This window comes from Pseudomarimonas salicorniae (assembly GCF_023156535.1).
Classification (GTDB): Bacteria; Pseudomonadota; Gammaproteobacteria; order Xanthomonadales; family Xanthomonadaceae; genus Pseudomarimonas; species Pseudomarimonas salicorniae.
In genome coordinates this window covers 15021-29628 of sequence record NZ_JALNMH010000014.1, presented here as the reverse complement: position 1 = coordinate 29628, position 14608 = coordinate 15021, and the positions used below count along the sequence as shown (strand labels likewise).

The window sequence follows — 14608 nt, the reverse complement described above, 5'->3', positions numbered from 1 at the left end:
TGTGCGGCGCGCCGCTTCAATCCCGGAGCGGTTTGCGCCTAAACTGCGCATCACAGGGTGAATCTGGATCAAAGCCTCCATGCCTCCCATCGAACTCGGCAACGATCTCGGGATCGAACGCGCCAGCGAGCTCAAGGAACAGCTCTCGACCCAGCTGGATTCCGGGCGCAGCGTGGTCGTCGACGGATCGGCCGTGGAGCGGGTGCACGGTGCAGGTCTGCAGCTGCTCGCCGCCTTTTTCCATGAACGCCACAACGCGGGACGCAAGACCCGTATCGAATCCCCCTCCCCCGCGCTGGTTGACGCTGCCCGCGTTATGGCGCTGACTACTGCCCTCGGTCTGTCCGAGTCCGGAGAACAAGAATGAGCAACCCGCGCATCCTCGCAGTCGATGATTCCGCGTCCATGCGGCAGATGGTCGCATTCGCGCTCACATCGGCCGGGTTCGATGTGGTCGAGGCCGAGGATGGGGTGGTCGCCCTGGAGAAGGCCAAGCAGGAGAAGTTCAATGCGGTCGTTGCCGACGTGAACATGCCGAACATGGACGGCATCACGCTGATCCGCCACCTGCGCCAGCTTCCCGACTACAAGTTCATTCCTCTGCTGATGCTGACCACCGAGGCGGGCCTGGACAAGAAGCAGGAAGGCAAGGCTGCCGGTGCCACCGGCTGGCTGGTGAAGCCGTTCAATCCCGAGCAGCTGGTCGCCACCCTACGCAAAGTGCTGGGTTGAGGTAGCTGCCCATGGACCTCTCCCGCTTCCACGCCACCTTCCTGGCCGAGAGTCGGGAAGGTCTCGATGCAATGGAGGCGGGGCTGCTCGACATCGAGTCGGGCCGGGCCGACGCCGAAACCATCCATACCGTCTTCCGTGCCGCGCATTCGATCAAGGGCGGCGCGTCGACGTTCGGGTTCAGCGAGATCGCCGCGCTGACCCACGTCCTCGAAACGCTGCTCGACGAGATGCGCGCGGGCAAGCGCGCTCCGGAGACCGAGTCGCTCTCCGCCCTGCTCGCTTCGGTCGACGTGCTCCGGGCCCTGCTCGACGTGGCCGAGCGCGGCGGCGAGGCCGATCACGCCTCGGTACAGGCCACCCAGCAGCGCCTCGAGAACGTGCTTTCCGGCGGCGCAGGCGCCCCCACGCCGGCGAAGGCCGCCCAGGCCGCAGCACCGGCAGCGGCCGAGCCGACCGGATGGAACGTGGTGTTCAAGCCGCACCCGTCCATGTTCATGAGCGGCAACGACCCCCTGCGGATCCTGCGCGAACTGCAGCGGCTGGGAGACGCCCGAACCGAATGCCACTTCGACCGTCTCCCGGGCTTCGCCGACATGGACCCCTTCGAGGTCCGCCTATGGTGGGAGGTTTCGATCGACGGTGCGCTGAAGAAGGCGCAGGTCGAGGACGTCTTCTCCTGGGTCGAGGACGAGTGCGATCTGGAGATCACTCCGCAGAAGTCGATGACGGTGGCAGCTCCGCCACCCGCTGCGGCGCCGGCGCCGCAGCCGGTGAGCGCCGCCGCCGAGCCGCAGCAGGTCAGTCCGCAGCCCAGCGACACGCCTCCGGTCGCCGCTGCGGCCAGCGCCGGCGGCGCCACCGAGGGCACCCTGCGGGTCCAGGTGTCCAAGGTCGATGCGCTGATCAACCTGGTCGGCGAACTGGTCATCACCCAGGCCATGCTCAAGCAGGCCGGCTCCGAGCTGGAACCGGCCTCGCACGAGCGGCTGCTCGCCGGGCTGGTCCAGCTCGAACGCAATACCCGTGACCTCCAGGAAGCGGTGATCGGCATCCGGATGCTGCCGGTGGGCTCGGTATTCTCACGCTTCCCGCGCCTGGTTCGCGACCTCTCGACCCGCCTCAACAAGCAGGTCCGTCTGAAGACCGTCGGCGAGGCCACCGAGCTGGACAAGGGCGTCATCGAGAAGATCGCCGACCCGCTGGTCCATCTGGTGCGCAACTCGATCGACCATGGCCTTGAGACCACCGAGGAGCGACGCGCAGCAGGCAAGCCGGAATCCGGCAACATCACCCTCGCCGCGTCCCACCAGGGCGGCCACATCGTGATCGAGGTCGCCGACGACGGCCGCGGCCTGAACCGCGAAAGAATCCTGCGCAAGGCGCAGGAACGCGGTCTGCAAATCCCAGAGAACGCCAGCGATTCGCAGGTCTGGGAGCTGATCTTCGCACCCGGCTTCAGCACGGCAGACCAGGTCACCGACCTGTCCGGGCGCGGTGTCGGCATGGACGTGGTGCGCAAGAACATCCTCGCCCTCGGCGGCGAGGTCGGCATCGAGAGCCATACCGGAAAGGGCACCAAGATCACGGTGCGCCTACCGCTGACCCTCGCCATCCTGGACGGCATGCTGGTCCAGGTCGGTGGCGAGACCTTCGTGCTGCCGCTGGGCTTCGTCATCGAGGCGCTGCAGCCGCAGTCGGAGAACGTCCGCACGGTGCAGGCCGATGGCCGCGTGCTCAAGGTGCGCGGCGACTACCTGCCGCTGTTCAGCGTCGCAAGGCTCTACAAGATAGAAGAGAAGGCCGCCAATGAACCGATGGTCGTGGTGGTGGAAAGCGACGGCAAGCGTCTCGCGCTGGAGGTCGATGCCCTGCTCGGCCAGCAGCAGGTCGTGGTCAAGAACCTCGAGGCCAACTACCGTCGAATTCCGGGAATTTCAGGCGCCACCATCCTCGGCGATGGCCGGGTGGCGCTGATCGTCGATGTCGGCGGTCTGGCACGCGGCGTCAGCAACCAGGCATCCGCCAGCTGACGGCGCCGGTGTGCGGGGTATTCCCAATGGACCGGGAGGACTGACCGATACACGCTAGCCGGATCATCGGCGCGCACATCGCAACGGGAGGGAGAACTTAGCGATGCGGTTCAGGAACAGACTCTGGCAACTCAGTGGTGCAGGCATCGGCGGCATCCTCCTGATGGGCGCGGTGGGCTGGTGGGGCCAGTGGCAGCTGTCCAACGCCGCCGACCGGCTGGCCGCGGCAGCGACCGCCTCGGCGGTGCACCAGAAATCCGTGGTCTACCACGCCTCGCTGCGCGCCGACGCGCTGGAGTCGATGGTCGCCTCCTTCCTTGCCGATCCCTCGACCGGCGTACGCATCGAGGAGCAGCTCAAGCAGAACGCGGAAGGCCTGAAGGCGAGCCTCGCCGAGAGCGCGGAGCTTCCACTGCCGGAAGAGGTGAAACAGGAGATCGCCGCACTGGCCGGACCGGTGGACTTCTACATCACCCAGGCCAACGACATCTTCAAGATCGCCACCGAAGAAGACCCCTATTCGGCGAGCAGCATCACCCCGGTCTTCGCCAACGCCTTCGCCGAGGTGGACGCCGGCCTGAAGTCGCTCAGCGCCAAGATCGAGGCCGCGCAGCAGGCACAGGTCGAGGAGATTGCCGCCATCCGGGCCCAGGTGAGCATCCTGCAGCTGCTCGGCCTGCTCGTTGCGACTGTGGCCATGGTCCTGCTTGCGCTGTCCATCATCCGGCAGGTCATGCGCCAGCTTGGCGGCGAACCGGGGTACGCGGCCGAGGTGGTGCGCAGAATCAGCGCCGGTGAGTTCGAACGCGAGGTCACCGTGCACGGCAGCGACAAGTCATTGCTGGCGGACATGCGCGAGCTCAAGAACCAGCTGGCTGCGTTCATCCGTTCGCAGATCGAACTGGGACAACGATTCTCGGCGGGCGACACGGACGCCCGGCTTGACGATGCCGAACTGCGCGGCGGCTACCGCGAGATGGCCGGCGCGGTGAATGCCCTGGCCGACAACCTGCTCGGGACCCAGGACAAGATGCTGGAGATCGTGCGCGAGTACGCGCGGGGCAACTTTGCGGTACGCATGGACCCCCTGCCCGGTCGCCAGGCGCGCATCTCCGACGCCATGGAGGAAGTGCGTACCCGGCTGTCGGAGATCAAGGACGACATCCTGCGCCTGTCCGATGCCGCCGGACGCGGCGATTTCAGCGCGCGCGGCGACGCCGGCCGGTTCGAGTTCGATTTCCGCGAGATGATCGTGGGCCTGAACAGGCTGATGGAGCAGGCCGATGCCGGACTGTCCGACGTCGGCGATCTGCTCGGTGCGTTGGCGGCAGGCGACCTCTCGGGGTCCATCGACCAACGCTACGAGGGCGCCTTCGGCAAGCTGGCTGGAGACGCCAACAGCATGGTGGCGCAGCTACGCTCCATCATTGTCCGCATCAAGGACGCCACCGAGCAGATCCAGACCGCAGCGGCCGAGATTGCTGCGGGCAATGCCGATCTCTCCGAACGCACCGAGCAGCAGGCCGCCAACCTCGAGGAAACCGCCTCGTCGATGGAGGAGCTGACCTCGACGGTGAAACAGAACGCCGAGAACTCCCGGCAGGCGCGTCAGCTCGCGGTGGGTGCGGCGGAAGTCGCCGCCCGCGGCGGCGAGGTAGTCGGCAAGGTGGTCACCACGATGGACGGCATCACCGCCTCGTCGAAGAAGATCGGCGACATCATCGGCGTCATTGACGGCATCGCCTTCCAGACCAACATCCTGGCGCTGAACGCGGCAGTGGAAGCTGCCCGGGCCGGCGAGCAGGGCCGCGGCTTCGCCGTCGTGGCCAGCGAGGTCCGCTCGCTGGCCCAGCGCTCGGCCGACGCGGCGAAGGAGATCAAGGCACTGATCGCCGATTCGGTGAAGACCGTGGAAACCGGCGCCCAGCTGGTCGACGCCGCTGGCAAGACCATGTCCGAGATTGTCGCCTCGGTGCAGCGCGTGACCGACATCATGAGCGAGATCGCCTCGGCCAGCGACGAGCAGTCGGCAGGCATCGAGGTCGTGAACAAGACCGTCGCCCAGATGGATGAGTCGACCCAGCAGAACGCGGCCCTGGTCGAGGAAGCCTCCGCCGCCGCGCGGGCACTCGAGGACCAGGCGGACAGTCTGGCCGGTGCCGTGGCCGCTTTCCGCCTGGCCGTGGAACAGTCCGAGATGGACGAAACCGGAGCCGACGAGGAAGCGGAGGACGATGGCGCCCGCGCCGACGATCTGTCCGAACCGGACGGCGATGCCGACTCACCCGATGAGGACGCCGGTGCCGAGGAGGAATCCCGATGAGCACCCAGATCGCCCCGGTTCGTCGCAACACGGCAATGGCCGCGGCTGCCGCCAGCCTCGCCGGCGAGACCGGCAACGTGATCCTCGACGAGTACCTCACCTTCACCCTGGGCGATGAGGAATACGGCGTGGACATCCTGAAAGTCCAGGAGATCCGTGGCTACGACTCGGTGACCCGCCTGCCGGATTCACCGCCCTGGATCAAGGGCGTGATCAACCTGCGCGGCACCATCGTCCCGGTAGTCGACCTGCGCATCCGCTTCCGTCTCGGCCAGCCGGTCTACGACGCGTTCACCGTGATGATCATCCTCAACGTGTCCAGTCGGGTGATTGGCATGGTGGTGGACGCGGTTTCCGACGTGACCCAACTCGACCCGGCCACGGTGCGCCCGTCGCCGGACCTCGGCGCGGGCATGGACTCCCGCTTCATCGCAGGCATGGGCACGGTCGAGGAGCGAATGCTGATCCTGCTCGATATCGAGCGGCTGATGCTAAGCCCCGAGATGGCCCTGGTGGACCAGGACGATTGAGCCTCGGCCCAGAACGGCCACCGGGAACAACGATGCACCTGTGCAAAAAATCCACGCTGCCGCCGTCTCCTAACGCCCACCGCCGGGGTCATCATCCCGGGATCCCGCGCCGCTTGGGGATTGCTGACGGAAAGCGGAGGCCAGACCCTTGCCCAACGCAAGTGCAACAGCTGTCACAGCCCGGTTCTGACACGGTTTGCAGCACAGACGCTAGCCTGAATAATGGGGGAAAGCCCGATACCTGCCGCAGGCAGGGCTTCGGCTTCCACCTTTCGCATCAACATCGCCCCCCGGGCAAGGAGTCAAACATGAAGTTCCTCGTCACCCTGTGCGTCCTGAGCCTGCTGGGCATCGGCGTCGCCGCCGCACAGCCCACCATCGGCGCCGACAATGCACAGAGCTTCATCGGCAAGGACGCCACGGTCTGCGGCAAGGTGGAGAGCGCCCGCTTCAACGAGAACTCCGACGGCCAGCCGACCTTCCTGTACATGGGGGGCAAGTTTCCGGCGCACAAGTTCGGCATCCGCATCAATGGCGAGCACCGCGGCCAGTTCTCCCCGGCCCCCGAGGAGAATGAGGGCAAGATGGTCTGCGCAACCGGCCGCGTCGGCCGCGCGCCCGGCAACCGCGCCGAGATGGTCATCACCAGCCCATCCGAAATGACCGTGATGTAAGGTCGGACAGTTCCAGCTCTTCCTTCAGCAGAACCCCAGGATCACCATGCGTACCCAGTTCCTCCTGCCTTTTCTCCTGCTCGCTTCCCAGGCTGCCGTGGCGCAGACAACGGTGGGCGCCGCCAATGCCGCCACCGTCGTCGGCAAGGGCGCCACGGTCTGCGGCAAGGTCGAAAGCTTCCGCTTCAGCGAGAACACCGATGGCCAACCCACCTTCCTGCATCTGGGCGGCGCCTTCCCCAAGCACACCTTCGCAGTGCGCATCAACGGCGTTGACCGTTCGCGTTTCGAAGCCGCCGAGAACCTCGTCGGCCAGATGATCTGCGTCACCGGCAATGTGGCCTTCGCCCAGGGCAACGTGCCGGAGATGGTCATCAGCAAGCCCGACGAGATGACCAGGATGTAGAAGACCCGCCGAAGCGGGCCCCTCGCGACGCCAGCACCCAACAAGACAAGGCCGACGATGAACTTCCTCAACAACCTCAAGCTCCAGCCCAGGCTGTTCCTCGCCTTTGGCGTGGTGATGCTGCTCACCCTGATCCTCGGCTTTGCTGGGCTCAGGGCCCTGGGCCAACTGAACGAGGATGCGGACAGTCTGGCGAGCAACAGCCTGGTCGGCGTCGAAACCGCCGGCACCCTGGCCAATATCGCGGCCCGACACCGGCTACAGACCTTTCAGCTGATCGTGCCCTCGGCGGCCGCTGTGAAGGATCGCGCACGCGAATCACAGGCCACCTACGAGAGCCGGTTCGACGATGTCTGGGCCCGCTACGCGGCTACGCCGGTCGAGGAAGGCGAAGCGCAGGCACGAGAGACTGCGATGTCGGCATGGGAAGCATTCAAGGCCCAAGCCAAGGAGGTCGATGAGATCGTCCAGGCCGAGTTCCTGGAAGAGGCTACCGACATGGCTATCGGTGATGGCAGCAAGGCCTACAGCGCCCTGGCTGAAGCCCTCGACCAGATAGCCGCCATCAAGGGTCGCGCCGCTACCGCCGCAGTGGCCAAGTCCCAGTCCACCTACACCGCTGCGCGCGGCACCATGATCACCGTACTGGTGGTGTCCATCCTGCTCAGTCTCCTCTTCGCCTTCATTGTGGCGCGCAGCGTGGTGAACGGCGTCCGCGCCAGCCTGGGCGTAGTCAACGACATCGCCAACGGGCGGCTCGACGGCAGCATCGATACCTCCCGCCAGGATGAGGTCGGTGAGCTCAACCGCGGTATGGCGAAGATGCAGGACACCCTGCGCAGCTTTGCCCGGGCCGAGACCGAGATGGCCGAGCAGCACGAGGCGGGACAGCTCGACTACCGGATCGAGGCCTCGCAGTTCACCGGCGCCTATCGCGACATGGCCACCTCGCTGAACGAGCTGGTGGCCTCGCAGATCGAGACGATGAACCAGGCCGTGGCGCTCATGCGCCGCTACGCCGTGGGCGACCTGTCGCAGGACATGGTCGACCTGCCGGGCCAGAAGGCCGCGATTACCGAGGCCATGGTCCAGACCAAGGCCAATCTGCAGAGCGTCAACGCCGAGATCCAGCGCCTCGTGCTGGCCGCGGCGGACGGCGATTTCAGCATCCGCGGCGACGAACAACAGTTCCAGTTCGCCTTCCGCGAGATGGTGGCCGGCCTGAACCAGCTGATGCAGCAGGCCGACTCCGGCCTCGGCGAGGTCGGCAAGCTGCTGCTCGCCCTGTCGCAGGGCGATCTGACGGTGCGCGTGGAGAACCGCTTCAAGGGCGCTTTCTTCAACCTGGTCGAGAACGCCAACTCGACCGTGGAGCGGCTCACCGACATCGCCCGCAAGATCACCCAGGCCAGCGAGGAGATCAATGTCGCAGCGGGCGAGATCGCTGCCGGAAACTCGGACCTTTCCGAGCGCACCGAACAGCAGGCGGCCAATCTCGAGGAGACCGCCTCCTCGATGGAAGAGCTGACCTCGACCGTGAAGCAGAACGCCGAGAACTCCCGGCAGGCACGGCAGCTCGCCGTCGGCGCTGCCGACGTCGCATCGCGCGGTGGCGAGGTGGTCGGCCGTGTGGTCACCACGATGGATGCCATCAGCGCCTCCTCGAAGCGCATCGAGGACATCATCTCGGTCATCGACGGCATCGCCTTCCAGACCAACATCCTCGCCCTAAACGCAGCCGTCGAGGCGGCCCGCGCCGGCGAACAGGGCCGCGGCTTCGCGGTGGTGGCCAGCGAGGTCCGCTCCCTGGCCCAGCGCTCGGCCGACGCAGCCAAGGAGATCAAGGAGCTGATCGCCGAATCCGTGATCACCGTGACCGAAGGCTCGACCCTGGTCCACGACGCCGGCAAGACGATGGACGAGATCATGTCCTCGGTGAAGCGCGTGACCGACATCATGAGCGAGATCGCCGCGGCCAGCGACGAGCAGTCTTCGGGCATCGAGCAGGTCAACCAGACCGTCGTGCAGATGGACCAGACCACCCAGCAGAACGCGGCCCTGGTCGAGCAGGCCTCGGCTGCCGCGCGCTCGATGGAGGAGCAGGCCGGCGAACTCGCCACGGCGGTCTCGGTGTTCCGCCTGCCTGGCGGCGCAGACGCCAGAACTGCCAAGCCGGCCGCCAAGGAATCCGTGTCCGGCCCGGGTCTGCAGCCGAGATCGGTTCCTGGCAGTGCCCGCCCGCCCACCAAGGAGGCTGGCAAACCTGCTCCCGGCAAGGACGCGACGGGCCGGCCCGCTGCCCCCGCGAAGCCGGCCGCCAAGCCGGCCTCGCCGCCACAGCCGGCCCCGAGCAAACCCGCGGCCACGCCCAAGCCGGTGGGCAAGTCCGGGCCGGGCAAGGCGGATGAGCACCACTGGGAAGAGTTCTAGCAAGCCGCCGCCCGCCTGGCGGGCGCGAAGGAGAGGTATCGATGCAAGCCAAGCAAGCAATGCAGGTCGCAGACGAAAGCGTCCTGCCCATGGCCGCGGCGTCGGGTGAATTCCTCACCTTCGCACTGGCCGACCAGCAGTACGGCGTCGACATCCTGAAAGTGCAGGAGATCCGCGGCTACGAGGGCGTCACCACCATTCCCAACACGCCGCCGCACATCAAGGGCGTGATCAACCTGCGCGGCACCATCGTTCCGGTGCTCGACCTGCGCATCAAGTTCCGTCTGGGCGAAGCGCGCTACGACGGCTTCACCGTGATGATCATCCTGAACCTCGGCGAGCGCACCGTAGGCGTGGTCGTGGACAGCGTCTCCGACGTCGTCCAGCTGCGTGCCGAACAGATCCGCCCCGCCCCGCCGCTGGGCGCCGGCGTGGACGCCCGCTACCTGGTCGGCGTCGGCGTGGTCGAGAAGCGGATGGTTCTGCTGATCGACATCGAAAGGCTGCTCGGCTCCGAGGACCTGGCCCTGATCGACCGGGCCGGCGAAAGCTGACCGGCCCCGGGAACCGGACATGACCACAGGGGGCATCATCCGGATCAAGGCAGGGCACCGAGCGACGGCATCGGTCCCGGGGAAGCCGCGCCATGGCGGATAACGCGCACGGCCGGGAGTTCGACTTCTCCGAGCGGGACTTCCGCCGGGTCTGCGACATGATCTACAAGCGCGCCGGCATCGCGCTGGCGGACAGCAAGCGCGACATGGTCTACAGCCGACTGTCGAGGCGCCTGCGGGCGCTCGGCCTGCGCAGCTTCCAGGAATACCTGCAGCAGCTCGACAAGGGCGGCGAGGAGGAGTGGGAAGCATTCACCAATGCACTCACCACCAACCTCACCAGCTTCTTCCGCGAAGCGCACCACTTCGAGATCCTCCTTGAGCACCTGAAGGCGCGCCGCGACCGTGGACCGCTTCGCATCTGGTGCTCGGCCGCCTCGACCGGCGAGGAGCCCTGGTCGCTGGCGATCACCGCCTGCGAGGCCTTCAACAGCCTGACGCCGCCGGTCCGCATCCTCGCCACCGACATCGACACCCAGGTCCTCGCCACCGGTGAACGCGGCGTCTATCCGGTCGACCGGATCAAGGACCTGAGCGCCGAGCGCACCAAACGCTTCTTCCAGCGGGGTACCGGCCCGAACGAGGGCATGTGCCGGATCAAACCGCCGCTGCGCGACATGGTCGAGTTCGCCCAGCTCAATCTGCTGGCCGGGAGCTACGGACTGAAGGGGCCGTTCGACGCGATCTTCTGCCGCAACGTGATGATCTACTTCGACAAGCCGACCCAGCGTGGCGTGCTCGAACGGATGACTCCCCTGCTCGCTCCCGACGGCCGCTTGTTCGCAGGCCACTCGGAAAGCTTCCTGCACGCCAATGATCTCCTGCGCCCCTGCGGACGCACCGTTTACTGCCGCGCGGATGCGCCGCAATGAAGATCCGCGTCACCCGTGCATTCGATCCGGTCGCCAACCAGCGCTCGCGGGCTGGCCCGCTGCTCTATCGCGACACCCAGCTGAACGCCGACGTGGTCAAGGTCCTGCCCGCCGAGTACTTCTGCACCGAGCGCGACCTCGCGCTGATGACGGTGCTGGGCTCCTGCGTTGCTGCCTGCCTGCGTGATCCGGTGATCCGCCTCGGCGGGATGAATCATTTCATGCTGCCCGATGGCGAGGTGACCGATGGTGTCCCGGCCCGCTACGGCAGCCACGCCATGGAGCTGCTGATCAACGAGCTGATCAAGCACGGCGCGCGCCGCGAGCGGATCGAGGCCAAGGTTTTCGGCGGTGGCAACGTGCTCAAGAGCTTCACCTCGCAGCCGGTCGGCACGCGCAACTCCGAGTTCGTGGTCGACTATCTGCGCAAGGAGAACATCCAGGTGGTCTCCAAGGACCTGGGCGGCATCCACCCGCGCAAGGTCTGCTTCTTCCCGGTCACCGGCCGCGCCCTGGTCAAGCGCCTGCCGCACGCTCACGAGGATGCCGTGGCCGCCGAGGAAATCGCATACAAGGATCGCCTGAAGCAAACCCAGGTTGCTGGTTCCGTGGAGCTGTTCTGATGAGCATTCGGGTACTCGTGGTAGATGACTCGGCGCTGGTCCGCCAGCTGCTGACGGAGATTCTCTCGACCGACAAGGAGATCGAGGTGGTCGGGAGCGCAGCCGACCCCTACATCGCCCGCGACAAGATCAAGCAGCTCAAGCCCGACGTCCTGACCCTCGACGTCGAGATGCCGCGCATGGACGGGCTGAAGTTTCTCGAGAACCTGATGCGCCTGCATCCGATGCCGGTGGTCATGGTCTCTTCGCTCACCGAAAAGGGCGCCGACGTCACGATCGCAGCCCTTGAGCTCGGCGCCATCGACTTCGTCACCAAGCCCAAGCTCGACGTCGAGCGCGGTCTGCGCGAGTACGGCCGCGAGCTGATCGACAAGGTCAAGGTCGCTTCCCGCGCCCGCGTCGCCAGCGCCAAGCGCCACGAGGGCGGTGCCCCGGTGCGCGCCGTGCCGACCGTCTACAAGACCACCGACCGCCTGGTCGCCCTCGGCGCCTCGACCGGCGGCACCGAGGCGCTGCGCTACGTGCTCGCCCAGTTCCCGCCCAACGCCCCGGCGGTGGTCATCACCCAGCACATCCCCGGCGGCTTCTCGCGGGCTTTCGCCCAGCGTCTCGACCGCGAAACCCAGCTCACCGTGTACGAGGCTTCCGACGGGCAGCCGATCACCCCGGGACATGCCTACGTGGCGCCAGGCGGCTACCACCTGCGCGTCGAGCGCAGCGGCGCGCGCTGGTTCTGCCGGATCGGCGAGGACGATCCGGTCAACCGTCACCGGCCCAGCGTCGATGTGCTGTTCCAGTCCGTGGCCACCGCCGCGGGTCGAAATGCGGTCGCCGGCATCCTCACCGGCATGGGCGACGATGGCGCCCGCGGTATGCTGGCATTGCGCGACGCAGGGGCGTATACCTTGGCGCAGGACGAAGCGAGCTCGGTGGTCTGGGGAATGCCGGGCAGCGCGGTGAAGATGGGCGCGGTGATGGACATCGCGCCGCTTGACCAGGTCGCCCTGCGGCTGCTTGAACGCGCGGCCGGCTAAAGACACGGCCGAATGCGCCGATAAGATGCGAAACAAAAGGATTCGGACGGCACCATGAATGGAAGGATCGTGAAGTACCTCAGCCCTGGCCTGGTCTTCAGCCTGGCGTTCCTGTTCTTCTACTTCAGCGGCATCGGTGGTCCAGCCGTCGCCGCCGGCTTCGCCGTGCTCTCGTCACTGGCCTGGGCAGCCGGATCTATCCTGCTCGTCCGTGACGCGCGACGCCACACGCCGGACGAGGCCAAACTGCTTCGGGAGCAGGAAAAGGTCCTGCTCGACCTGCGCAATTTCGTCTCCCGTGAGCTTGAAGGCGGTCGCAGCGAAGTCGGCCGCACCAAGACACTGATCCGCGACGCGGTGCAGACCCTTTCCTCCAGTTTCGACGCCATGGCCCGGCATTCACGCGAGCAGGCCGGCGCCGTGTCGCGCATCGTCGATCGCACCGGCGAGCGCGACGGCGAGGTCGGCATGCAGCGCTTCGCCCTGGAGGCCTCGAGGCAGATGGAGCAGCTGGTCCAGGCGCTCGAGGAGGTCAGCGGCCAGAGCAGCACCACCGTCTCCCATATCGACACCATGGTCGAGCACCTCGACGGCATCTTCGCCCTGCTCGAGGACGTCAAGTCGATCGCCGACCAGACCAATCTGCTCGCCCTTAACGCGGCGATCGAGGCGGCCCGCGCCGGCGAGGCCGGCCGCGGCTTCGCGGTGGTCGCCGATGAAGTGCGAAACCTTTCCGAGCGCTCCACCGCCTTCAATGAGCAGATCCGCAAACTGGCGCACAGCTCGCGTGAGGTGGTCACCAAGGTGCGCGACTCGGTGCAGCGGATGGCCTCGCGCGACATGACCCGCTCGCAGGAGGCCAAGCACGAATCGGCCCGCCTGATGCAGCAGGTCGGCTCGCTGAACACCGCCCTGTCCCAGGGCATCAGCGAGATCAGCAACGCCGGCAAGGCGATCGAGACCTCGGTCGGCCAGGCTGTTCGCTCGCTGCAGTTCGAGGATATCGCCACCCAGGCCCTGGGCTCGGCCCTGGTTCACCTCGAGCGCCTGCAGGCGATCAATGCCGAGGCCACCTCCCTGCAGGAACTCCTCCATCGCAGCGGCGGCCCGCGCGACACGGAGCTGCTCAACGCCCTCCACGCCATCGCCCGCCGCATCCAGGAAGTCCGGGGCCAGTGGGAGAAGCAGCCGCATAAGCCGGTCTCGCAGGTCGACATGGCCTCGGGCGACGTCGAGCTGTTCTAGGCGCCAGCGCTACCCCGTGGTTCGGCAACCATAGGGTGCGGCCGGCCCCGCCGACGTACCGATGGCGCATCGTTTCCGGTCGGGCATTGTGAACTTGGGGCGCAAAGCAGACGTACCGCAGAACCCGAATGTAGGAGCCAGCTTGCTGGCGACAGACGCCCAGGATGCGACGATCGCCAGCAAGCTGGCTCCTACTCGCAACGGCACTGTCAGCTCCGGTTTGCGCCGTAAAGCAGACCATGCCGCAGTCAAATTGTGGGAGTGCCCTTGGCCGCGACTGCGGCGCATCGGATTCACCACAGACCGAGGCCAGAGCGGATCTCCGCGGTCGCGCCCATGTGCGCTCCTACAGTCGGGCTTCGTTGCGCGTCGGCGAAGCCCCATAGCGTGTGCCTTGGGCGCACCGACTCGGGACTTCGGACGGTATGCCCGGTGCGGCGAGCCGCACCCTATGGATGTCTGCTTCGCGCCCGAAGCGCAACTTGCCGCGGGGACCGATCAGCCGGCCTGCCCCGCCAGTTCGCCCATGAACCTTCGGTAGTAGCGCAACTCCTCGACCGACTCGCGGATGTCGGCCAGCGCGGTGTGGGCGGCGCTCTTCTGCATGCCGGCGGCGATGCGTGGAGCCCAGCGCTTGGCCAGCAGCTTGAGCGTCGAGACGTCAAGCAGCCGGTAGTGGAGAAAGCCATCGAGCTGCGGCATGTACGGCGAGATGAAGCGGCGGTCCTGGTAGACCGTATTGCCGCAGAGCGGTGAGGTTCCCGGCTTGACGTACTGGCGGAGGAAATCCAGGGTCCGCGCCTCGGCTTCGGCCAGGTCGACCCTGGAGTCGAGCACGCGCTGCCAAAGGCCCGACTGGCTGTGCTGATTGCGGTTCCAGTCGTCCATCGCCTCCAGCCGCTGCAGCGGCTGGTGGATGGCCAGTTCGGGCCCCTCGGCGATCAGGTTCAGCTCGCCGTCGGTGACCAGGGTGGCAATCTCGATGATGGTGTCGACGGCCGGATCAAGACCGGTCATCTCGAGATCGATCCAGACCCAGAGGTCGTCGCGCGGGCCGGCCGCGTTGCTGTCGGTCATGGTGGCTCCAGGAAG

At 66.7% G+C, this 14608-nt stretch carries 14 protein-coding genes; 13 read left to right on the top strand and 1 reads right to left on the bottom strand.

The annotated features are described in order from the left end of the window. Window positions 1–79: 79 nt before the first annotated feature. The 13 genes from M0G41_RS15770 (at window position 80) to M0G41_RS15705 (ending at window position 13516) form a co-directional block, all read left to right on the top strand. Entirely contained in the window at window positions 80–367 is a 288-nt protein-coding gene (locus M0G41_RS15770) for an STAS domain-containing protein (protein WP_248210890.1), read from the top strand. Continuing rightward, entirely contained in the window at window positions 364–732 is a 369-nt protein-coding gene (locus M0G41_RS15765) for a response regulator (protein ID WP_248210888.1), read from the top strand. Before M0G41_RS15770 ends, M0G41_RS15765 begins: the two co-directional genes overlap by 4 nt. A 5-nt stretch (window positions 733–737) precedes the next feature. Further along, window positions 738–2765, top strand: coding sequence for a chemotaxis protein CheA (locus M0G41_RS15760; protein ID WP_248211013.1), 2028 nt, complete (start codon window positions 738–740; stop codon window positions 2763–2765). Window positions 2766–2868: 103 nt separating this feature from the next. Then, window positions 2869–5088 carry a methyl-accepting chemotaxis protein gene (locus M0G41_RS18720; RefSeq protein ID WP_282452981.1) on the top strand — a complete coding sequence of 740 codons (2220 nt, stop codon included), beginning with the start codon at window positions 2869–2871 and terminating at the stop codon, window positions 5086–5088. Window positions 5089–5123: 35 nt separating this feature from the next. Continuing rightward, entirely contained in the window at window positions 5124–5618 is a 495-nt protein-coding gene (locus tag M0G41_RS15750; protein ID WP_248211012.1) for a chemotaxis protein CheW, read from the top strand. 308 nt (window positions 5619–5926) lie between these two features. Next, window positions 5927–6292, top strand: a complete 366-nt coding sequence (locus M0G41_RS15745; RefSeq protein ID WP_248210887.1) for a hypothetical protein — start codon at window positions 5927–5929, stop codon at window positions 6290–6292. A 46-nt stretch (window positions 6293–6338) separates the two neighbouring features. Further along, window positions 6339–6698 (top strand): hypothetical protein, encoded by a 360-nt coding sequence (locus tag M0G41_RS15740; protein ID WP_248210885.1) that lies wholly within the window; start codon window positions 6339–6341, stop codon window positions 6696–6698. A 57-nt stretch (window positions 6699–6755) separates the two neighbouring features. Beyond that, window positions 6756–9128: a methyl-accepting chemotaxis protein gene (locus M0G41_RS18715; RefSeq protein WP_282452980.1), complete on the top strand. Its 2373-nt coding sequence runs from the start codon at window positions 6756–6758 to the stop codon at window positions 9126–9128. 89 nt (window positions 9129–9217) lie between these two features. Beyond that, entirely contained in the window at window positions 9218–9682 is a 465-nt protein-coding gene (locus M0G41_RS15725) for a chemotaxis protein CheW (protein WP_248211010.1), read from the top strand. 92 nt (window positions 9683–9774) lie between these two features. After that, on the top strand, window positions 9775–10614 hold the full coding sequence (locus tag M0G41_RS15720) for a CheR family methyltransferase (RefSeq protein WP_248210884.1): 840 nt from the start codon (window positions 9775–9777) through the stop codon (window positions 10612–10614). Continuing rightward, window positions 10611–11237 carry a chemoreceptor glutamine deamidase CheD gene (gene cheD, locus M0G41_RS15715; protein WP_248210883.1) on the top strand — a complete coding sequence of 209 codons (627 nt, stop codon included), beginning with the start codon at window positions 10611–10613 and terminating at the stop codon, window positions 11235–11237. Before M0G41_RS15720 ends, cheD begins: the two co-directional genes overlap by 4 nt. Beyond that, the gene (locus M0G41_RS15710) at window positions 11237–12271 is read left to right on the top strand and encodes a protein-glutamate methylesterase/protein-glutamine glutaminase (protein WP_248210882.1); all 1035 of its coding nucleotides are present in this window, start codon (window positions 11237–11239) and stop codon (window positions 12269–12271) included. Before cheD ends, M0G41_RS15710 begins: the two co-directional genes overlap by 1 nt. Before the next feature lie 54 nt (window positions 12272–12325). Further along, window positions 12326–13516: a methyl-accepting chemotaxis protein gene (locus M0G41_RS15705; protein WP_343226498.1), complete on the top strand. Its 1191-nt coding sequence runs from the start codon at window positions 12326–12328 to the stop codon at window positions 13514–13516. Window positions 13517–14014: 498 nt separating this feature from the next. Here M0G41_RS15705 and orn read toward each other — a convergent pair whose 3' ends face one another. Then, a complete protein-coding gene (orn, locus tag M0G41_RS15700) occupies window positions 14015–14593 on the bottom strand; it encodes an oligoribonuclease (RefSeq protein ID WP_248210881.1) in 579 nt (192 codons plus the stop codon). Between the last annotated feature and the right edge of the window lie 15 nt (window positions 14594–14608).

Coding starts and splice junctions, on each gene's coding strand:
- M0G41_RS15770 (WP_248210890.1), top strand. CDS start 80: ATGCCTCCCATCGAACTCGGCAACGATCTCGGGATCGAACGCGCCAGC.
- M0G41_RS15765 (WP_248210888.1), top strand. CDS start 364: ATGAGCAACCCGCGCATCCTCGCAGTCGATGATTCCGCGTCCATGCGG.
- M0G41_RS18720 (WP_282452981.1), top strand. CDS start 2,869: ATGCGGTTCAGGAACAGACTCTGGCAACTCAGTGGTGCAGGCATCGGC.
- M0G41_RS15750 (WP_248211012.1), top strand. CDS start 5,124: ATGGCCGCGGCTGCCGCCAGCCTCGCCGGCGAGACCGGCAACGTGATC.
- M0G41_RS15745 (WP_248210887.1), top strand. CDS start 5,927: ATGAAGTTCCTCGTCACCCTGTGCGTCCTGAGCCTGCTGGGCATCGGC.
- M0G41_RS15740 (WP_248210885.1), top strand. CDS start 6,339: ATGCGTACCCAGTTCCTCCTGCCTTTTCTCCTGCTCGCTTCCCAGGCT.
- M0G41_RS18715 (WP_282452980.1), top strand. CDS start 6,756: ATGAACTTCCTCAACAACCTCAAGCTCCAGCCCAGGCTGTTCCTCGCC.
- M0G41_RS15725 (WP_248211010.1), top strand. CDS start 9,218: ATGGCCGCGGCGTCGGGTGAATTCCTCACCTTCGCACTGGCCGACCAG.
- M0G41_RS15720 (WP_248210884.1), top strand. CDS start 9,775: ATGGCGGATAACGCGCACGGCCGGGAGTTCGACTTCTCCGAGCGGGAC.
- cheD (WP_248210883.1), top strand. CDS start 10,611: ATGAAGATCCGCGTCACCCGTGCATTCGATCCGGTCGCCAACCAGCGC.
- M0G41_RS15710 (WP_248210882.1), top strand. CDS start 11,237: ATGAGCATTCGGGTACTCGTGGTAGATGACTCGGCGCTGGTCCGCCAG.
- M0G41_RS15705 (WP_343226498.1), top strand. CDS start 12,326: ATGAATGGAAGGATCGTGAAGTACCTCAGCCCTGGCCTGGTCTTCAGC.
- orn (WP_248210881.1), bottom strand. CDS start 14,593: ATGACCGACAGCAACGCGGCCGGCCCGCGCGACGACCTCTGGGTCTGG.